Origin of the sequence: Jatrophihabitans cynanchi, from assembly GCF_027247405.1 — a bacterium.
In the GTDB taxonomy this organism is placed as follows: Bacteria; Actinomycetota; Actinomycetes; order Mycobacteriales; family Jatrophihabitantaceae; genus Jatrophihabitans_B; species Jatrophihabitans_B cynanchi.
Map to the genome: position 1 here is coordinate 690,856 of NZ_CP097463.1, position 18,720 is coordinate 709,575.

The following is an 18,720-nucleotide window of genomic DNA, read 5'->3' on the forward strand; positions in this document are numbered from 1 at the left end:
CCCGGCGCTCCGGCACGGCACGGGCAGGTCAGTGGTTGAGCAGCAGACCGCCTTGCGCCCACATGCCCCACGGCACGTTCCAGTCGCCGAAGCCGTCCCACGACGGCATCTTGGTGCCACCGGTGTTGCTGTAGGTCACCACGTCGCCGATCTGGCTGAACTTGTAGAACCACTTGGCGTCGCCCACGTTGAGGTTGGTGCAGCCGTTGGAGGTCGACCGCACGCCGATGTTGCCGCCGTTCCAGGATGCGGCGTGCACGTACTCGCCGGACATCGTGACCCGCACGGACCACGGCACGATCAGGTTGTAGCGATCGTTCGGATCCGTCCCGACCATGCGCACCGCTCCGTCGGGTCGCAGGCCGCTACCGCTCGGGTTGGCCTCACCCTTCTGCATCACGACCTTGGTGCCGGTGTACGTCGGTGTCTGCGCCTTGCCGAGCGACACCTTCAGCGTCTTGACCAGCCTGCCGTTCGAGGTCACCCTCATCGTCTCGGTCTGCCCGTCGACGGTGGACACGTGCGCGTCGCCGGTCTGGAAGGTGATCGAGGTGAGCTTGTCGCTGTACACCAGGCCCTTGCCCGCACTCAGCCCGCCGATGGGCAGCTTCACCGCGATGGTCGCGTTGGGCGGCCAGTACCCCTTGGGACGGTAGTGCGCCTCGTAGGTGTTGGTCTTCTTCTCGTCCGCCGTCGTCTGCTCCCAGTACCAGGCGCCGTTCGCCGGCTGGCCGTTCACAGTGACCGTGGCCGCCTTGGTGAACGCGCTCGAGTCGGTGGGGGCCGGGGTGAACCGCAGCACGATCGGCATGCCGACGCCATACGTCCCACCGTCGCCCTCGAGCGAGGACACGTGCACGGTCTTCGCCGGCCCGCTCGCGGTGCTGCTGCTCGCGGTCGCCGGGGCACCCGAGGCGGGCGCGGAGGTCGCACGACCGGTTGCCGGCGCCCCGGAGGTGCCGGCGGGCGAGTGCGGCGTTCCCGCCGTCCCGCTCGAGCACGCGGACAAGGCGAGCGCTGCGAACGCCGGTACGGCGAGCAGCAGCCCGCGGGGCCGCCGGGCGCGCCGGGCGGTGCCGGGCCGGGTCACGAGCTGTGCACCAGACCGCCGGTCTGCCACAGGCCCCACGGGATGTTCCAGTCGCCGTATCCCTCGCCGAGTTGCATCTTGCCGCCGTTCGCGTTCGGGTACTGCACGACGTCACCGATGTCGAGGAACCCGTACAGCTTCTTCGCATCCGCGGTGTGCAGGTTGGTGCAGCCGTTGGACGAGTCGATCCCGTGGTCGATGTTGTACTTGTTCCACGGCGCCGCGTGCAGGTACTCGCCGCCGTAGGTGAGCCGCTGCGTGTACTTCACGTGCGGGTCGTAGTACCCCGGGCCGCGCATCGAGATGTCCAGGCCCTTCTCCATGATCACCTTGGTGCCGCTCAGGGTGCGCGTGTTGTTCGCGCCGAGCGAGACCGGGAAGGTGCCCCACTTCTGCCCGTCGGCGACGACCGTCAGCTTGTGCGTCGAGGCATCGACGGTGACGATGTGCGAGGCGCCGATCGCGAAGTCGAGTGTCAGGCTGTTGTCGAAGACCAGGCCGGTTCCGGCGGACTTGCCCTTCATCGGGATGTCGACGTGCACGGTGCTGTGCGCGGGCCAGTAGTGCTCGGGCCGCCAGTGCCCCTCGATCGGGTAGTTCTTGTTCGCGGCGGAGTACTCGAAGTACCAGCCGCCCTTGAGCGGGGCACCGTTCGCCGTGACCTTGGTGCCGGTGCTCAGCGCCGACGCGTCGGTGATCTTCTTGCTGAAGTAGGCGATGATCGGCATGCCGACACCATAGGTGGCGTTGTCGGAGTTGGCGGTGCGGATATGCACCGGCAGGCCGGTGGGCTTGGTGGTGCTCGGCGGCGGCGTGGTGGGCGTGGTCGTCGTCGAGTCGCTGCTGCTCGGCGTGTCGTGCTGCGTCACCGTCACCGCAGGGCTCGGGCCACTGCTGCCCGTGCTGCAGGACGTCAGGACGGTGGCGGCTGCGGCACCGATGAGCACGGCGAACCCCCACAAGCGGCGCGGTCGAGAGGCAGAACTCGGCATCGTCACGCCACCACGGTATTGGACACGCCCTGGACGCCCGGCCCCGGCTGACGCATTTCACAGGTAATTGACGCGTACCGGACGCTTGATCAGGCGCTGGCGGGCTCCTGCACCTCGCGCAGCCGCTGGCTGATCACCTGGGTGACGCCGTCACCGCGCATCGTGACGCCGTAGAGCGCGTCGGCGATCTCCATGGTGCGCTTCTGGTGCGTGATGATGATGATCTGGCTGCTCGAGCGCAGGTCGGAGACCAGTTGCAGCAGCCGGCCCAGGTTGGTGTCGTCGAGTGCGGCCTCGATCTCGTCCATGACGTAGAACGGGCTGGGCCGGGCCCGGAAGATCGCGACGAGCAGCGCCACCGCGACCAGCGAGCGCTCCCCGCCGGACAGCAGCGACAGGCGCTTGACCTTCTTGCCCGGCGGGCGGGCCTCCACGTCGATGCCGGTCAAGAGCATCTCGTCCGGATCGGTCAGCACCAGCCGGCCCTCACCGCCCGGGAACAGCGCCTCGAAGACGATCTCGAACTCGCGGGCGACGTCGTGGTAGGCGCTGGTGAACACCTCGAGGATCCGCTCGTCGACCTCCTTGACCACGGTGAGCAGGTCGCGGCGGGTCGCCTTCAGGTCCTCCAGCTGCGTGGACAGGAACTGGTGGCGCTCCTCGAGGGCGGCGAACTCCTCCAGCGCGAGCGGGTTCACCTTGCCGAGCAGGGCAAGATCGCGTTCGGCACGCGAGGCCCGCTTCTCCTGGGTGGGACGGTGGAACGGGCCCGGCTGCGGTGCGCTCACCTGCTCGCCGCGCTCCTTGGCCTGCTCGTACTCGGCCGTCTCGATCGCGCTGGGCGGGCACGGCTGGTCCGGCCCGTACTCGGCCACGAGGGCCTCGACGGCCACGCCGTACTCCTCGACCGCGCGGGTCTCCAGCTGCTCGATCCGCAGCCGCTGTTCGGCCCGCACCATCTCGTCGCGGTGCACCGCGTCGGTGAGCTGGCCGAGCTCGGCGGCCAGCTCGCGGCTGCGGGCGCGCAGGGTCAGCAGTTCGCCCTCGCGCACCACCCTGGCCTGCTGCGCGGCGTCGCGCTCGGTCACGGCGGCGGCGACCGAACGGCCGATGTGGCCGAGCACCTGGGTGGCCACGTCGCGGACCGCCGCAGCCACCACGGCCGCGCGCGCCCGGGCCTCGCGCGCCTCCTGCTGCCGCCGCCGGGCGGCGCGCTCGATCTCGGCCGCGCGCATCAGCTGGTCGGCCCGGCCGGCGACCGCGCGGGCTCGCTCCTCGCCGGTGCGCACCGCGAGCCGAGCCTCCAGCTCGGCCTGGCGGGCGGCCGCGAGCTCGCCCTGCACGGAGTCACGCTCGGCGGTGTCCGGCTCGGCCGGTTCGTCGGACCGGGTCTCGGCGAGGTGCAGGCGCTCCTCGAGCTCGGACAGCCCGGCCAGGTCGCGGTCACGCGCCTGCTCGGCCGCGTGCCGCGCGGTCTCCAGCCGATCGGCCTCGGCGTTCGCGGAGCGGGCCTTCTGTCCCAGCTCGGCAAGCTGCTCCGCCACCGCCGACAGCCGCGCGTCCGACTGGTGCAGCGCGTCCAATGCGGCTTCCACGTCCGCCTCGAGCTCGCTGGCCCGGGCGGTCGCCTCGGTCAGCTGGGCGTGCAGCCGTTCGTGCCGGGCCGCGGCCTCGTCGGCCTTCTGCTGCGCCTCGTCGACGGCGGCCTGGATCTCGATCGCGCTGGGGGTGGACGCCGAGCCGCCCGCGACCCAGCCCGTACCGAGCACGTCCCCGTCGAGCGTGACCACGCGCCCGAACGCACCGTGGCCGACCGTCCGGCTGCCCAGCTCCAGGTCGTCGACCACGAGCACGTTCGCGAGCAGCAGGGCCAGGACGCCGCGCAGCTCCTCCGGTGCCTGCACCAGGGACAGCGCCCAGCGGGCACCGGACGGCAGGTCGACGTCGGGTTGGAGAGTCTTCGGGACGACGCTGGCGAGGACCATCGCGGCCCGACCGGCGTCCTCGCTCTTGAGGTGGGCCAGCGAGGCGAGCCCCGCGTCCAGCGAGTCGACCGCGATCGCGTCCGCGGCCTCGCCGAGCGCGGCCGCGATCGCCGCCTCGTACCCGGGTTCGACGGTGAGCAGGGCGGCCAGCGAGCCGCGCACACCCGGGAGCCGGTCGCCCGCGGCGAGCAGGGCGCCGGCGCCGTCCTTGCGGGTCAGGCCGAGCGCGAGCGCGTCGGCGCGGGCCGTCCAGGTGGCCCGCTCGCGCTCGGCCTCGCGCTCGCCGGCGGCGAGCTCACGCATCCGCGCGGCCGCCGACTCGTACGCCGACACCGCGGCCTCGTGCCGCTCGTCCAGGCTCAGCTCGCCCTCGTCCAGCACGCCGACCTCGGCCTGCACGCGATTGAGCTCGGCGTCGGCCGCGGCGCCGCGCTCGCGCGCGTCGTTGGCGGCGGCGGTGAGGCGGGTGATCTCGTCCGCGGCTGCGGCCGCGCGGGTGCGCAGCGCGTTGACCTGGCCGATCAGCTTGGCCAGCCCCTCGCGCCGGTCGGCGACCGCACGCGCGGCGGCGACCAGCGCGCGCTCGGCCTCGGCGAGGCGGCGCTCGAAGTCCTGGCGCTCCGCGACCGCCTCGGCCAGCGCCGCCTTCGCGTCGTTGAGACCGGCCTGCAGCCGCTCCTCCTCCACGCGGACCTCGGCCGCCTCGGCCTCCATCTGCTCCGGCTCGCGGCCGGTGCGGGCCTGCTCCGGCTCGGCGGCCAGGTGCCTCGCCCGCTCGCCCGCCAGCGAGGCGGTGCCGCGGAAGCGCTCCTCCAGCGCGGACAGCCGGTACCAGGTCTCCTGGGTGCGGGCGACCAGCGGCGCATCCGCCGCGACCGCCTGCTCCAGTTCGGCCTCGCGGGCGCGCGCCTGCTCCAGCGCCTGCTCCACCTGCGTGCGGTGCCGGCGGATCGCCTCCTCGTCGGCGACGTCCTTGTCCAGTTCCGCGCGCAGCGTGACCAGGTCGTCGGCGAGCAGCCGCAGCCGCGAGTCGCGCAGCTCGGCCTGCACCCCGGCGGCGCGGCGGGCGATCTCGGCCTGCTTGCCCAGCGGCTTGAGCTGGCGGCGCAGCTCGTTGGTCAGGTCGGTGACGCGGGTCAGGTTGGCCTGCATCGCCTCCAGCTTGCGCAGCGCCTTCTCCTTGCGCTTGCGGTGCTTGAGGACGCCCGCCGCCTCCTCGATGAAGCCGCGGCGGTCCTCGGGACGGGCCTGCAGCACGGCGTCCAACTGGCCCTGCCCGACGATCACGTGCATCTCGCGGCCGATACCGGAGTCCGAGAGCAGTTCCTGCACGTCCAGCAGGCGCACCTGCTCGCCGTTGATCTCGTACTCGCTGGTGCCCTCGCGGAACATCCGCCGGGTGATCGAGACCTCGGTGTAGTCGATCGGCAGCGCGCTGTCGGTGTTGTCGATGGTCAGCGTGACCTCGGCCCGGCCGAGCGGCGGCCGGCCGGCGGTGCCGGCGAAGATGACGTCCTGCATCTTGCCGCCCCGAAGTGCCTTGGCGCCCTGCTCGCCGAGGACCCAGGCGATCGCGTCGACCACGTTGCTCTTGCCGGAGCCGTTCGGGCCGACCACGGCGGTGACGCCCGGCTCGAAGCGCAGCGTCGTGGCCGATGCGAAGGACTTGAAACCCCGCAAGGTCAGCGACTTGAGATGCACGGGTCTCCCGGATCAGGTTCACGGCGTGCGCACGCCGTCCGGCGGATTCGTCGGAAAGAGAACTTAGCGCGCGTCGGGCGGCTCGCACCGCCCGGTCCGGCCGGCGCTGGGCCCGGTCAAGCCTGACAGCGGGGCCGGGTCAGGTCAGGGCTGGGTGGGATACCTCGGCGATGCGATGCAGTTCCAGGTCGAGTTCGGCGTGATCCGTGGCCCGCAGTTCGGCCATCTCGGACTCGAGTTCGGCCACCCGCCGGCGCAGCCGCGCCACTTCCAGGGCGAGGTACTGATCGTTGGTGGTGCCGACGTAACCCAGCAAGGCGCGTGCCATATGGCGACCCTTCACTTCACCGGATACCGGGCCCGCGGTGTTCCACGGTGGCCCGATCCAGGGTGGCTTTGTTGTCGACGCTGCGGGGCCGGGCCCGACATGATGACGCGAGTCGGCTCCGATCAGGTCACACTATGGTCGCACCGCGGTATCGAACGGTCAACTCCGTGGCCGCCGCTGGCAGTTCGGGCACAGGAAACTGGAACGGTTCATGAATGCCAGCCGGCGGATCGCGGTGCCGCAGCGCGGGCATGGTTCGCCCTCGCGGCCGTAGACGTTCAGCGCCCGCTCGAAGTAGCCCCCCTCGCCGTTCACGTTCACGTACAGCGCGTCGAAGGAGGTGCCTCCGGCACGCAGCGACTCGGTCAGCACCGCGCGCACCTGGGTGAGCAACTCGCGGACCTGGGCCGGCCGCAGCGTCTGCCCGCGGCGTTCACCGTGCAGCCGGGCCCGCCACAGGGACTCGTCGGCGTAGATGTTGCCGACGCCGGAGATCAGGCTCTGGTCGAGCAGTGCGCGTTTGAGCGCCGAGTCGCGGCGCCGCAGCCGGGCGCTGAAGATCGCGTCGTCGAAGTGCGGGTCGAGCGGGTCGCGGGCGATGTGCCGCACCTGCGCGGGCAGCCGCTCGTCCGGGCGGTCGACGGCCGGCACCAGCTGATCGAGCATCAGGCCGCCGAAGGTGCGCTGGTCGACGAAACGCAGTTCGGTCCCGGTGCCGTCCGGCGGGACGTCGGCGAAGCGGATCCGCACGTGCAGGTGCCGTTCGTCGGGCGAATCGGCGGGGCGCACCAGCAGTTGCCCGCTCATGCCCAGGTGAGCGACCAGGGCGCTGTCCGTTTCCGCTGCCGAGGCGAGCGGCAACCACAGGTACTTGCCCCGCCGCGACGCCGCGGTGATCCGCGCGCCGGCGAGCCGGGCGCCCAGGTCGGCGGCACCGAGCAGGTGGCGGCGCACCGCGCGGGGATGCCGTACCTCGACCGACGCGACCGTGCGCCCGACCACCCAGCGCGCCAGCCCGTCGCGGACCGTCTCCACCTCGGGAAGTTCAGGCATCGGGCGATTCAGCCATCGGCACGTTCAGGCACGCGGGACCGGCCGGCTCAGGAGGCGGCGGCGTCGTCTGCGGTGATCGCGCGCCAGGCCACCTCGGCCGCGCCCTGCTCGGCCTCCTTCTTGCTGCGGCCGGTGCACGCTTCGAAGGTGCGGCCGTTGACCGCCGCGCGCGCGGTGAAGGTCTTCTCGTGGTCCGGGCCCTCGGAGGACATCACGTACTCGGGGACACCGAGGCCCCGCTCGGCGGTCAACTCCTGCAGGGTGGTCTTCCAGTCCAGGCCGGCCTCGCCGGTGGCCACCGCCTCCATCAGCGGGTCGAACAGCTCGTGGATCACGCGCGCCGCGCCGTCGATCCCCTGGGCCAGGTAGATGGCGCCGAGCAACGCCTCGACGGTGTCGGCCAGGATGCTGGACTTGTTCCGTCCGCCGGTGCTCTCCTCGCCTCGGCCGAGCCGGACGTAGGCACCCAACCCGCCGTCGGGGCCGATCCCGCGGGCGATGTCGGCGAGGGCGCGCATGTTCACCACCGAGGCCCGCAGCTTGGCCAGCTTGCCCTCGGGCAGGTCCGGGTGCGCATGGAACAGGGTGTCCGTGACGACGACGCCCAGCACCGAGTCGCCGAGGAACTCCAGCCGCTCGTTGTGCGGCAGGCCGCCGTGCTCGTACGCGTACGAGCGGTGGGTCAGCGCGCGCGTCAGCAGCTCGGCGTCCACCTCGACGCCGAGCGCCTTGGCCAGCCGGTCCTGGTCGGCCGGCTCGGAAACAGCAGCCATGCCGGGCGTCAGACGCCGAGGACCTGCTTGCCGTCGTACTGCCCGCAGTTCTTGCAGGCGGTGTGCGGCAGCTTCAGCTCGCCGCAGGCCCGGTTCGGGCACGCGACGAGGGTCGGCGCGCTGGTCTTCCACTGCGATCGGCGCGAGCGCGTGTTGCTGCGCGACATCTTCCGCTTCGGAACAGCCACGTCGTTACTCCTTAGTCGAACTGGTGTGGGACCCCGACGAGTCGCCGTCAGCGTCGCTGTCAGTGTCACCGAACGCTGCCAGCGCGGCCCACCGGGGGTCGAGCTGTTCGTGCGCGTGCCCCGCGGGAAGGTCGTCGACCCGTTGCCCGCAGTCCGGGCACAGGCCGCCGCAGTCCGGTCGGCACAGCGGGGTGAAGGGCAGGGCCAGCACCGTCGCGTCACGCACCACCGGCTCGATGTCGAGGTAGTCACCCATCAGCCGGTGGACCTCGTCCTGCTCGCTCGTCGCGTCCGTGGTGCTGTCCGGATAGGCGAACAGCTCGCAGAGCTCGACGTCGAGCTCATCGTGGACCGGTCCGAGGCACCGCCCGCACTCGCCGCGCACCGGGCCGCTGACCGAACCCGTCACGAGGACGCCTTCGGTCACCGACTCCAGCCGCACGTCGATCGCCAGCGGGGCACCTTCCGGCACCGCGATGATGTCCAGGCCGAGCCCCGCAGGCGCGGGAACACTACGCCGATAGGCCCGCATGGACCCCGCGCGACGGCCGAGCTCCCGTACGTCGAAGACGAACGGGCTGCGCGGATCGGCGCGCGGAGCGCCGGGATTCGGTGTCGAGTTCTCAGGCATACGAGGGTCGGCCTTGACGTGGTTGAGGCCGTCGTACAGCTTAGCCGAGCCCGGTGCTCAGGCCGAAATCGCCGTCTTGTCGGGGTCGCGGCGCTCGCTGTCCCGTTGTTCGCTGTCCCGTCGGTCGCTGGGCCGGTCTTGGCGGCCGGCGGCGCCGCGGCGCTCGTCCGGGCCGTCGGCGGGTGCGGCGGCCGCGGCCCGGCGCTGGGCCAGCGCGGCCCGCCCCTGCTCGGCGGTGGCCGCGGCACGCTGCAAGGTGCCGGCCAGTTCGGCCAGGGTGCGGTCGGCGTAGTCCTCGGCGTCGCGGGCGAGCTTGTCGGCGTACCGCTCGGCGTCGGCCCGCACGTCCGCGGCATAGCGGTCCGCCTCGCCGTGCAGCGACGCCGACAACCCGTCAGCCTGCTCGCGCACCGCTGCGTCGTACGCCTCGGCGGCCTCGCGCAGTTCGGCGGCCGCGCGCGCCGCGGCCTGGTGCACGCCGGTGGCCGACACCAGCCGGGCATGCTCGGTCTTGCCCTCCTCGACGATGTCGTAGGCGCGCACCTCGGCCTCGTGTACCAGCCGCTCGGCGCGCTGCTTGGCGTCGGAAGCCAGCGCCTCCGCTTCGGCAGCGGCCCGCTCCCTGGTCGTGTTCGCCGAGGCGTTCGCGTCGTGCAGCAAGGTGTCCCGGTTGGCGATCACCCGGCGGGCCTCGTCCATCTCCGGCGGAAGCGTCTCGCGCAGCCCGTCCAGCAGGTCCAGGACGTGCTCGCGCGGCACGACGCAGGAGGAGGACATCGGCAGGGTGCGGGCGGTCTCGACCAGCTCGACCAGTTCGGTGAGCAGTTCGTCGGCGCGCCGTAGGGCTTCCTCGGTCATGCTGCTCACTCCCTGCTCAGTGCGTCGTGCCGGTGCGCTCCTGCAGTCGCTTGAGAACGTGGGCCGGAACGAGCGAGGAGACGTCGCCGCCCCACTTCGTGATCTCCTTCACCAGGCTAGAGGCAAGGAAGCTGTATTCCGGGTTGGTCGGCATGAACAGCGTGTCGACCCCGGCCAGGCCACGGTTCATCTGGGCCATCTGCAGCTCGTAGTCGAAGTCGCTGACCGCGCGCAGGCCCTTGACGATGACCGGTATGTCGTGGGCCGTGCAGTAGTCGACGATCAGGCCGTGGAAGGCGTCGATCCGCACGTTTCCGTAGGCGGCGGTGGCTTCCTCGAGCATCGCGCGGCGCTCTTCGACGCTGAACATCGACGACTTGGACTCGTTGACGAACACCGCGACGACGACCTCGTCGTAGAGCAGGGCGGCGCGCCCGACGATGTCGAGGTGACCGTTGGTGACCGGGTCGAACGAGCCGGGGCACAGGGCGCGGCGCACCCGGGAGGCATGGGTTGTCATCGGGCGCGACCGTACCAAAGCATGCCCTCCCCGTAGCGCCTGTTCATGACGACCGCCACACCCTCGGGCCACTGCGGTTCCGGTGCCCGCGCCGAGCGCTCCAGCACCAGCAACGCACCGTCCGCGAGCCAGTCCCCGTCGAGCAGGGACCCGAGCACGGCCCGCACCGCCGCCTCGGCGAGCGCGTACGGCGGGTCGGCGAACACGAACTGGTACGGCTCGTCCGGGCGCTCGGCGAGCACGGGTGCGACCGGCCGGCGCAGCACCGTCGCCCCCGGCAACCCGACCGCCTGGACGTTGCGCCGGAGCACCTCGCAGGCGGCGCGATCGGACTCGACGAAGGTGGCCTGCCCGGCACCCCGCGAGAGCGCCTCGAGCCCGACCGCGCCGGAGCCGGCGAACAGGTCCAGCACGCGCGCGCCGGCCAGGTCGACCAGCGAGCCGAGCGAGTTGAACAGGCCCTCGCGGGCGCGATCGGACGTGGGCCTGGTGCCGCGGGCCGGGACACGCAGGCGGCGGCCCTTGGCGGCGCCTGAGACGATCCTCACGCCTTGTCCAAATAGCTGGTCCGCTCGTCGGCCTGCAGCACGGCCAACTCGGCGGCCAGCGCGGGAAAGGCGGACAGCTCCGGATCGCGCGCGACGAGTTCGCTCGCCTCGGCCCGCGCGGCGACGATCAGGTCCTCGTCGCGCAGCAGGGACAGCAACCGCAGTTGCGAACGCCGGCCGCTCTGCGCCGCCCCGAGCACATCACCCTCGCGCCGCTGCTCGACGTCCAGGCGCGCAAGCGCGAAGCCGTCGGTGGTGGCGGCGATCGCGTCCAGCCGGGCGCGCGACGGCGAACCCTCGCCCGCCTCGGTCACCAGCAGGCAGACGCCGGGCGCGCTCCCCCGGCCGATGCGGCCGCGCAGCTGGTGCAGCTGGGAGACCCCGAACCGCTCGGCGTCCAGCACGGCCATCACCGTCGCGTTCGGTACGTCCACGCCGACCTCGACCACCGTGGTGGCGACCAGCACGTCGAGCCGGCCGGCGGCGAAGTCGCCCATCACCCGGTCCTTCTCGTCCGGCAGCAGCCGCCCGTGCAGCACGCCCAGCCGCAGCCCGGCGAGCGGACCCTCGACGAGCATCGGGGCGATGTCCAGTACCGCCAGCGGCGGGCGCCGCTGCCGTGGCTCGTCGGCGAACGGGCCCAGTTCGGCGTCCAGCTCGGCCTCCGTCTCGCTCAGGTCGGCGCCGATCCGCGGGCAGACGACGAATGCCTGGTGGCCGGCCGCGACCTCCTCGCGGACCCGGGCCCAGGCGCGCTCGAGCCAGGTGGGGCGCTCGGCGACCGGCACCACCGCCGTCGAGATCGGCGCGCGCCCGGCAGGCAACTCGGCCAGCGTCGAGGTGTCCAGGTCGCCGAAGACGGTCATCGCCACCGTGCGCGGGATGGGCGTCGCGGTCATCACCAGCACGTGCGGCGGTCGCTCGGCCTTGCCGCGCAGGGCGTCGCGCTGCTCGACGCCGAAGCGGTGCTGCTCGTCGACGACGACCAGCCCCAGCTCGGCGAACTGGACCTGCTCCTGGATCAGCGCGTGCGTGCCGACGACGATGCCTGCCGCGCCACCGGCCGCGTCTAGCAGCGCCGACTTGCGCGCCGCCGCGCCGAGGGAGCCGGTGAGCAGCGCGACGCGGGTTCCGACGTCCGCCCCGCCGAGCTGGCCGGCGCGGGCGAGCGGGCCGAGCAACTCTTCGATGGTGCGGGCGTGCTGGGCGGCGAGGACCTCGGTGGGTGCCAGCAGGGCGGCCTGGCCGCCGGCGTCGACGACCTGCAGCATGGCCCGCAGCGCGACCACGGTCTTGCCCGAGCCGACCTCGCCCTGCAGCAGGCGGTGCATCGGGTGCGCCGCCGCGATCTCCTCCGACAGCACGGCACCCACCTCCCGCTGGCCGGCGGTGAGGGTGAACGGCAGCCGGGCGTCGAACGCGTCCAGCACACCGCCCGCGCGCGGCGGCCGCGGCGTCGCGGGGTTCGCCGCCGCCCGTGCGCGCCGCTGGGCGAGGACCAGCTGGACGAGCAGCGCCTCGTCCCACTTGAGCCGGCGCCGGGCCGCGAACCACTGGTCACGATCGTCCGGCTGGTGCATCGCGCGGATCGCCGCGTCCAGGCCCATCAGCCCGTGTCGCGCGCGCAGCTCGTCCGGCAGCGGGTCGGTGATGTGGCCGAGCGAGTCCAGCGCGATGCCCACGCTGTTGGCGATCGTCCAGGAGCGGACGTCCTTGGTGGCCGGATACACGGCGATCAGCCGGCGCGCGAACACGTCGGCCTCCTGCATCGCCATGTCGGTCGACTGCAAGATCATGTAGTCCGGGTGGATCAGCTGGCGGCGGCTGCGGAACTCGCCCACCTTGCCGGAGAACAGGCCGAGCGTGCCTGGTACGAGATCGCGGGTGCGCCACCGGTTGCGGCCGCCGAAGAACACCAGCTGCAGCGAGCCGCGCCCGTCGCTGACGGTGGCCTCGATGCGGACGTCGCGGCGCCCCGTCGACTGGTTGCGGTAGTCGCGCTCCACGCAGCTGCGCACCTCGGCCATGACCGTGACGTCCTCGTCCACGCGCAGCGACGCCAGATCGGTGAGCTCGCCACGCTCGTCCATCCGGCGCGGGTAGTGCCGCAGCAGGTCACCGATCGTGCGGATCTCGAACGCCTTCTCCAGCGGTTTGGTCGTTCGGCTCCCGAGGATGGCGCTCAGCGGCGTGTTCAGATCGGCCATGACGACGTTATTCGACCCCGATGATCAGCGGATAGCGCGGCTGCCCGCCGACGTAGACGCTGACGTCGGTCAGCGGGGCGCGCTCGCGCACGTGCCCGGCGATCAGCTCGCCCAGGCCCGCGGGGGCGTCGGCGCCGACCAGGACGGTCATCAGCTCCACCCCCACCCCGAGCAGCCGGGACACCAGCGCGAAGGCGACGGCCACCAGGCCGTGGCCGATCTCGACCACCTCGCCGTCGATCAGCCCGAGCAGGTCGCCCTGCTGGCAGATGCCCACCGAGGTCAACGACCGCTCGGTCGCGACGGTTATCTCGGCGAACCGGGTGGCCGCGGCAGCCTCGGCCATCGCGACCACGTCGTCGTCGAAGCGCCGCGCCGGGTCGTGCACCGCGATCGCCGCCAGGCCCTGCACCGGCGAGCGGGTCGGCACCACGGCCACGCGCACGCCGTCGGCCCGGACCTGCTCGGCAGCGGCGTGCGCGACGTCGGTCATCCGCTCGGCGTTCGGCAGCAACACGACCTCGGTGGCGCCGGTCCCGCGCACCGCGGCGGCGACGTCGTGCGGCTGCAGGTCCGCGCCGGCGTCCGGCTCGAGCACGACGACGCCCTCCCCGGCGAACAGGTGCCGCACGCCGGCACCGGGCGCGATCGTGACGACGGCGCCGGCGGTCCGCGCCCGCGTGGCAACAGCGGGCCCGGCGGCATGCTCACCGGCGTCGGCCGGGCCGGCAGCGTCGGCGAACCGGACGACGCTGATGCGCCAGGTGGGCCCGGCCGCGAGCCCGGCCTCGATGGCGGCACCGACGTCGTTGACGTGCGCGTGCACGTTCCAGGTGCCGTCGCCCGTCCCGGCCACCACCACCGAGTCGCCGAGCCCGCTGAGCCGGTCCCGGAGCGCGATGGTGGCTTGCTCGCCGGCCTGCAGCAGGTACTGCACCTCGTACTCGAACGCCGCGCTGCCGCTCTCGCGCGGCACCCGGCTGCGCGCGGCCGGAGCGGCGACGTTCGCGAGGGCAGGCGTTCGGCCGGTGATCACGGTGGCGAGCGCGGCGAGCAGCAGCACCAGGCCGCGGCCGCCGGCGTCGACGACTCCCGCGCGGGCGAGCGCGCTCAACTGGTCCGGGGTGTGCGCCAGGGCCGAATCGGCGGCGGCGACCGCCGCGGTGATCGCGCGCGCGAGCGGCACGTCGCCGGCGGGCAGTTGCTCGGACGCGGCCCGCGCCACGGTGAGGATGGTGCCCTCGACCGGCTCGGCGACCGCGTGGTACGCCTGGGACACCCCCTCGGCCAGCCCGCGACGCAGTTCGGCGGTGCAGTACCGGTCCGCGCCCGCCGCCGCCGTCGCCATGCCGTTCAGCAACTGGGCCACGATGACGCCGGAGTTGCCGCGGGCCTCGATGATCGCGCCGCGTGCCAGGGCGGCCAGTGCGTCCCCGACCGTCGCGGCGTCGGCCGCCGCGAGCGCGTCCGCCCCGGCGCGCAGCGTCGCCGCCATGTTGGTGCCGGTGTCGCCGTCCGGGACCGGGAACACGTTCAGGTCGTCGATCTCGGCCCGGTGCGCGTCGAGCGAGGTGACCGCAGCGACGCTCCAACCGCGGATGGCGTCCGCGTCGAGCGACTCCAGCACGTGCACCCCCAGCTCGCCACGGGCAGTTCGTGCGAAGGATACTGGCCGCACCGACAGAACCGCCCCGCCGCTACGTGGCGGATCGGTGGCGTTTTGCGGCCGCGGCGGGGCAGCCGTTAGACTGCTCGGGTTGCCCGCAGCACGATTCGGGCGCCAAGTCTCGTCCGACACCATCAGCGCGATAGTGCGCACGTCCAAGGAGGCCATAGTGGCCAGCGTCTGCGATGTCTGCGGCAAGGGGCCCGGCTTCGGCATGTCCGTCTCGCACTCCCACCGCCGTACCCACCGCCGGTGGAACCCGAACGTGCAGAAGGTGCGTGCACTCGTCGCGCCCGGCACGCGCCGCCGGATCAGCGTGTGCACGTCCTGCCTGAAGGCCGGCAAGGTCACCCGCGGCTGACCGTCCACACCATCGACAACGGCCCGTCTCGCTCCGGCGAGGCGGGCCGTTTCGCGTCTGCACCCACCGGCTTGCGTGGCATGATCTTGACGTGCTGGCCGGCCGGTGGTGCTGAGGTGGGCCGGCACATCGTGCTCGAGGGGGCCGACCCGCAGACGGTCGCCGACACCGCCCGGGAGGCCGCGGCCGGCGGAGGCACCGTGGTCACGGGGTGGCGGGTGCGTGCCGACGGCCCGCGCACCGTCTGCGTGGGGACGGTCGCCGACGCCGACGACGCGGGACGGGCCGTGCTGGCGGCGGTGATCGGCGCGGACGTCGTCGTCGACGCCGCTGCCGACCGTGAGGTGATCGACCGGCTCTGCGACGACCTGCGCCGGCTGGGCACGCTCGAGCACCGGCTGGGTGCGGCGGCGCGGCGGCCCGTTCTCACCGACGACGAGCGGGCCCTGCTGGCTCACCTGCTCGGCGGTGCGACGCTGGGCGAGACGGCGCGGGCGCTGCACCTGTCGCGCCGCACGGCCGATCGCCGGCTGGCGTCGGCGCGGGCCAAACTGGGCGCGAGCAGCACGTCCGAGGCGGTCGTGCTCGCCGCCCGGGCCGGGATCAAACCCGGCTGAGTTCGCCGACCGCGTTGCGGCGCCGGTCGCACCCGGTCCCGACGTGGACCCGCCGCCGCCTGCAACCACAGCACGCGCACACCGGAACACGAGTGCCCGGACCGTGTCATGATCCTCGCGTGCTCATCGGCAGACACGACGAGCTGGACCGCCTGCTGGGCGCGCTCGGGGAGGACAAGCCGACGGTCGTCGTGGGCGAGGCCGGCGTCGGCAAGACGACGCTGCTGCGTGCTGCCGCCGCCCGCGCGGGACGGCACAGCTACGAAGGTGGCGCGCTCTCGACGCTGTCCTGGATGGAGTACCTGCCGCTACGCCGAGCCCTCGGCCGCGCGGTAGTCGGCGCCGACCCGCAGGCCGTCAGCGCCGACGTCGAGGCCCAGGTCGGCGACGGCGTGCTGCTGCTCGACGACCTGCAGTGGGCCCACCCGGGCACGCTCGAGGTGGTCGGCGTCCTCGGCGGCCGGCTCGGCCTGCTGACCGGGGTCCGCCGCGGCGAACCACGCTCCGACGACGTCATCGGCACGCTCGGCGCGGCGGGTTTCGCGGTGCTGGAGCTGCCGCCGTTCACTCCGGACGAGTCGGCCGAACTGCTGCGCACGCTGCACCCCGATCTACCCGAGGCGGCGGTCAGCACCCTGATCGAGCGGACCGGCGGCAACCCGCTGCTGCTGCAGGAGTTGGCGTCCTCGGGCGAGCCGTCCGAGAGCCTGCGGCTGGCCATGGCCGCCCGGCTGCGCCACCTGGACGATGCCGGGCGCGACGCGTTCGGCCTGCTGGCGCTCGCCGGACGTCCGGTGCCGGTCGAGGACCTCGGGGCGGACGGCGTCCAGGGGCTGCTCGCCGCCGGCCTCGCGGTCGCCGACCGGGACGGGATCGAGATCCGGCACGCGCTGCTCGGCGAGGTCGCCGTCGACCAGATGGCGGCGGACGAACGCCGGGCGCTGCACGCCCGCATCGCGCGGGGCGTGCGCGATCCCGGCGAGGCCGCCCGGCACTTCCTGCACGCCGACGACCGGCCCGCCGCACACACCGCCGCGCTGCGCGCCGCCGAGCAGACCAGCAACCCCGGTGAACGGGCCGCCCACCTGGCCATCGCCGCGACCTGCGCGCAGGGCCCGGAGGCGGACGAGCTGCGGATCAGAGCGGCGCTCGCGCTGCAGACCGTCGACGACTGGGACGGGCTCAACACCGTGCTGGACGCGGTGTCGGCCGACAACCGCGACGCGCAGGCCTGGGCCTGCCTGCTTCGCTCGCGCGCGGCCTGGATCGCCGGCCGGCCGGAGGTGATGCGCTCGGCGGTCGCGTCCGGGCTGGAGCTGGCCGGCGGCTCGGACAGCGAGGTCGAGGTCGAGCTGCAGATCGCCGCCGCGCGCATCCCGATCTTCCTCGACGCCGACTACCCGCACGGTCTGGAACTTGCCCGCGTCGCGCTCGAACACGCCACGTCGACCGGGCGGATCCGCGCACGTGCCGAGTCGATCTACGGCACCGCGCTGTTCTTCTGCGGCGAACCCGACTGGGCCGAGCACGTGCAGCTCGCGGTCGACCTCGCCCGTGCGGAGGGCGACCTGAGCACCGAGGTCGCCGCCGCGCTGAACCTGGTCGCGATGAGCGAGACCGCGGGCGACCCGCAGCACGGCCGCGCTGTGGCCCACGAGTACATCGGCCGGTGCCGCGAGCTCGGCCTGGGCAAGCGCGAGGCCATGGTGCGCATCGGCCTGCTCAACCTGGACTTCCAGATCGGCGACTACGCGGCCGTCCTGTACGGCTTCGACGAACTGGCCGGTGCGGCCCTGGACGCGCGCAGTCGCGACCGCGTCGCCGAGACGTACTGCCTGGCCCTGATCGACCTGGGCCGCATCGACGAGGCGGTGCGGCTGCTCGCCGGCGCGTCCGCCGAGGCGGTACAGGACAACGGACAGGTGCTGGACTGGATCCACGCCGAGGCCGAGCTCTGGGGCGGGCGACCGGTGCAGGCCCGCCGGCACGTCGAGGCGTTCCTGGCCCGCAGCCTGTTCCCGACGGTGCGCGTATACGGCGAGGTGACCCGCGCCTGGGTGCTCGCCGATCTCGGTCAGGACCCGGGCGCACCGGTCGACGAGCAGACCGTGCCCGGCGTGCTGGGCGCACGTCCGGAGACGGTCGCGCTCGGGCTGCGGCACGCGGGCGAGCACGCCGCTGCGGCCGAGGCGTTCGCCGAAGCGGCGCGGCTCTGGGCGCCCTATCACCGGCGCGGCGAGCTGCGCTGCCTGTGGCGCCGGGGCGAGGCGCTCGCGGCGGCGGGAGACACGGCGGCGGCGGTCGCGGTGCTCACCGACCTCGAGCAGCGCGTCGAGGCTGCCGGCATGCTGCCGTTGCTGGGTCGGATCCACCGCTCGCTGCGGGCGTGCGGGCTGCGGCGCAGCAGCCCCGCGCCGCGCCGCGGCACCGGGCTGCTCAGCGCGCGCGAGGCTCAGGTGCTGCACCTGGTCGGACAGGGGCTGAGCAACTCCGAGATCGCCTCGCGGCTGGGCGTATCGCGGCACACGGTGGTCACCCAGATCGCGTCCGGATCGGCCAAGCTGGGCGCGAACAACCGCGCGCACGCCGCGTCGCTCGCGGCCGAGCTGGGCGCGCCGGACGCGCCGTCAGCCACACCGCCGGACGCAGCGCCGGACGCGCCGGACGCCGCACCGCCGGCCGCCGCACCGCCGGCCGCCGAGACCGACGTGGCCGCTACAGCAACCTGTCAGCCGAGTTCCTTGCCGTAGAACAGCGCGCCCGGCTGGCACGCGTAGTGCCCGAACGCGGGCACCCGCAGGTAGCCGCAGCTCTCGTACAACGCGATCGCCTCGGGCTGCTGGTTGCCGGTGTTGAGCACCGCCCGTGTGGCGCCCGACGCGGCGGCGCTGGTTTCCAGTTCGGCGAGCAGCCGCCGCGCGAAGCCGTGCCCGCGCGCGTGCGGCACCACGTACATCCGCTTGATCTCGACCACGCCGTTCTCGATCCGGCGCCAGCCGCCGGTCGCGGCCGGTTCGCCGTCGGCGAGGCCGACCAGGAACAGGCCGTGGGGCGGCTCGAACTCCGCCAGCTCGACGACCGCTTCGTCCGGCCCGCCGTAGCGCACGACGTACTCCTGCTGCACCTGCTCGACCAGGCGGATCACGTCGGCGTCGTCGTACGCCCGGGTCTGGATCAGCAACTCCACGGCCGCGAGGTTATC

The 18,720-nt window shown here is 73.3% G+C and carries 17 protein-coding genes; 3 read left to right on the forward strand and 14 right to left on the reverse strand.

Features of this window, described 5'->3' with window-relative positions:
• Positions 1-28: 28 nt before the first annotated feature.
• The 13 genes from M6B22_RS03305 to M6B22_RS03365 all read right to left on the reverse strand — a co-directional run bounded on the left by M6B22_RS03305 (position 29) and on the right by M6B22_RS03365 (position 14,501).
• Positions 29-1,090, reverse strand: coding sequence for an Ig-like domain-containing protein (locus M6B22_RS03305; protein WP_269444352.1), 1,062 nt, complete (start codon positions 1,088-1,090; stop codon positions 29-31).
• The gene (locus M6B22_RS03310) at positions 1,087-2,082 is read right to left on the reverse strand and encodes a L,D-transpeptidase (RefSeq protein ID WP_269445805.1); all 996 of its coding nucleotides are present in this window, start codon (positions 2,080-2,082) and stop codon (positions 1,087-1,089) included. The genes M6B22_RS03305 and M6B22_RS03310 overlap by 4 nt, the downstream gene beginning before the upstream one ends.
• 89 nt (positions 2,083-2,171) lie before the next feature.
• On the reverse strand, positions 2,172-5,768 hold the full coding sequence (gene smc / locus M6B22_RS03315) for a chromosome segregation protein SMC (RefSeq protein WP_269444353.1): 3,597 nt from the start codon (positions 5,766-5,768) through the stop codon (positions 2,172-2,174).
• Positions 5,769-5,907: 139 nt separating this feature from the next.
• The gene (locus M6B22_RS03320; protein WP_269444354.1) at positions 5,908-6,096 is read right to left on the reverse strand and encodes a hypothetical protein; all 189 of its coding nucleotides are present in this window, start codon (positions 6,094-6,096) and stop codon (positions 5,908-5,910) included.
• A gap of 159 nt (positions 6,097-6,255) precedes the next feature.
• Complete coding sequence (gene mutM / locus M6B22_RS03325; protein ID WP_269444355.1) at positions 6,256-7,149, reverse strand: bifunctional DNA-formamidopyrimidine glycosylase/DNA-(apurinic or apyrimidinic site) lyase; 894 nt, start codon at positions 7,147-7,149, stop codon at positions 6,256-6,258.
• A gap of 47 nt (positions 7,150-7,196) precedes the next feature.
• Positions 7,197-7,922 (reverse strand): ribonuclease III, encoded by a 726-nt coding sequence (rnc, locus tag M6B22_RS03330; RefSeq protein ID WP_269444356.1) that lies wholly within the window; start codon positions 7,920-7,922, stop codon positions 7,197-7,199.
• Positions 7,923-7,930: 8 nt separating this feature from the next.
• Positions 7,931-8,110 (reverse strand): 50S ribosomal protein L32, encoded by a 180-nt coding sequence (gene rpmF, locus M6B22_RS03335; RefSeq protein WP_269444357.1) that lies wholly within the window; start codon positions 8,108-8,110, stop codon positions 7,931-7,933.
• A 4-nt stretch (positions 8,111-8,114) separates the two neighbouring features.
• Entirely contained in the window at positions 8,115-8,741 is a 627-nt protein-coding gene (locus M6B22_RS03340; protein WP_269444358.1) for a YceD family protein, read from the reverse strand.
• Positions 8,742-8,798: 57 nt separating this feature from the next.
• A complete protein-coding gene (locus M6B22_RS03345) occupies positions 8,799-9,599 on the reverse strand; it encodes a hypothetical protein (protein ID WP_269444359.1) in 801 nt (266 codons plus the stop codon).
• 16 nt (positions 9,600-9,615) lie between these two features.
• Positions 9,616-10,098: a pantetheine-phosphate adenylyltransferase gene (gene coaD, locus M6B22_RS03350; RefSeq protein WP_407935631.1), complete on the reverse strand. Its 483-nt coding sequence runs from the start codon at positions 10,096-10,098 to the stop codon at positions 9,616-9,618.
• A 17-nt stretch (positions 10,099-10,115) separates the two neighbouring features.
• A complete protein-coding gene (gene rsmD, locus M6B22_RS03355) occupies positions 10,116-10,667 on the reverse strand; it encodes a 16S rRNA (guanine(966)-N(2))-methyltransferase RsmD (RefSeq protein WP_269444361.1) in 552 nt (183 codons plus the stop codon).
• On the reverse strand, positions 10,664-12,874 hold the full coding sequence (gene recG, locus M6B22_RS03360) for an ATP-dependent DNA helicase RecG (RefSeq protein WP_269444362.1): 2,211 nt from the start codon (positions 12,872-12,874) through the stop codon (positions 10,664-10,666). The genes rsmD and recG overlap by 4 nt, the downstream gene beginning before the upstream one ends.
• Positions 12,875-12,881: 7 nt before the next feature.
• A complete protein-coding gene (locus M6B22_RS03365; RefSeq protein ID WP_407935632.1) occupies positions 12,882-14,501 on the reverse strand; it encodes a DAK2 domain-containing protein in 1,620 nt (539 codons plus the stop codon).
• 208 nt (positions 14,502-14,709) lie between these two features.
• Between M6B22_RS03365 and rpmB the strand changes: the two genes are divergently transcribed.
• The 3 genes from rpmB to M6B22_RS03380 all read left to right on the forward strand — a co-directional run bounded on the left by rpmB (position 14,710) and on the right by M6B22_RS03380 (position 18,268).
• Entirely contained in the window at positions 14,710-14,901 is a 192-nt protein-coding gene (rpmB, locus tag M6B22_RS03370) for a 50S ribosomal protein L28 (protein ID WP_269444364.1), read from the forward strand.
• Between the two features lie 80 nt (positions 14,902-14,981).
• Positions 14,982-15,518: a response regulator transcription factor gene (locus M6B22_RS03375; RefSeq protein WP_269444365.1), complete on the forward strand. Its 537-nt coding sequence runs from the start codon at positions 14,982-14,984 to the stop codon at positions 15,516-15,518.
• Between the two features lie 119 nt (positions 15,519-15,637).
• Positions 15,638-18,268, forward strand: a complete 2,631-nt coding sequence (locus M6B22_RS03380) for a helix-turn-helix transcriptional regulator (RefSeq protein WP_269444366.1) — start codon at positions 15,638-15,640, stop codon at positions 18,266-18,268.
• On the opposite strand, the gene M6B22_RS03385 is transcribed toward M6B22_RS03380, so the two are convergent.
• Positions 18,247-18,705: a GNAT family N-acetyltransferase gene (locus tag M6B22_RS03385; RefSeq protein WP_269444367.1), complete on the reverse strand. Its 459-nt coding sequence runs from the start codon at positions 18,703-18,705 to the stop codon at positions 18,247-18,249. The two genes, M6B22_RS03380 and M6B22_RS03385, sit on opposite strands and share 22 nt — an antisense overlap.
• Positions 18,706-18,720 lie beyond the last annotated feature (15 nt).

What these genes read in the sequence shown, in the direction of transcription:
- M6B22_RS03310 (WP_269445805.1), bottom strand. Translation starts at nt 2,082, where the DNA reads ATGCCGAGTTCTGCCTCTCGACCGCGCCGCTTGTGGGGGTTCGCCGTG.
- M6B22_RS03320 (WP_269444354.1), bottom strand. Translation starts at nt 6,096, where the DNA reads ATGGCACGCGCCTTGCTGGGTTACGTCGGCACCACCAACGATCAGTAC.
- mutM (WP_269444355.1), bottom strand. Translation starts at nt 7,149, where the DNA reads ATGCCTGAACTTCCCGAGGTGGAGACGGTCCGCGACGGGCTGGCGCGC.
- rnc (WP_269444356.1), bottom strand. Translation starts at nt 7,922, where the DNA reads ATGGCTGCTGTTTCCGAGCCGGCCGACCAGGACCGGCTGGCCAAGGCG.
- M6B22_RS03340 (WP_269444358.1), bottom strand. Translation starts at nt 8,741, where the DNA reads ATGCCTGAGAACTCGACACCGAATCCCGGCGCTCCGCGCGCCGATCCG.
- M6B22_RS03345 (WP_269444359.1), bottom strand. Translation starts at nt 9,599, where the DNA reads ATGACCGAGGAAGCCCTACGGCGCGCCGACGAACTGCTCACCGAACTG.
- recG (WP_269444362.1), bottom strand. Translation starts at nt 12,874, where the DNA reads ATGGCCGATCTGAACACGCCGCTGAGCGCCATCCTCGGGAGCCGAACG.
- M6B22_RS03375 (WP_269444365.1), top strand. Translation starts at nt 14,982, where the DNA reads ATGATCTTGACGTGCTGGCCGGCCGGTGGTGCTGAGGTGGGCCGGCAC.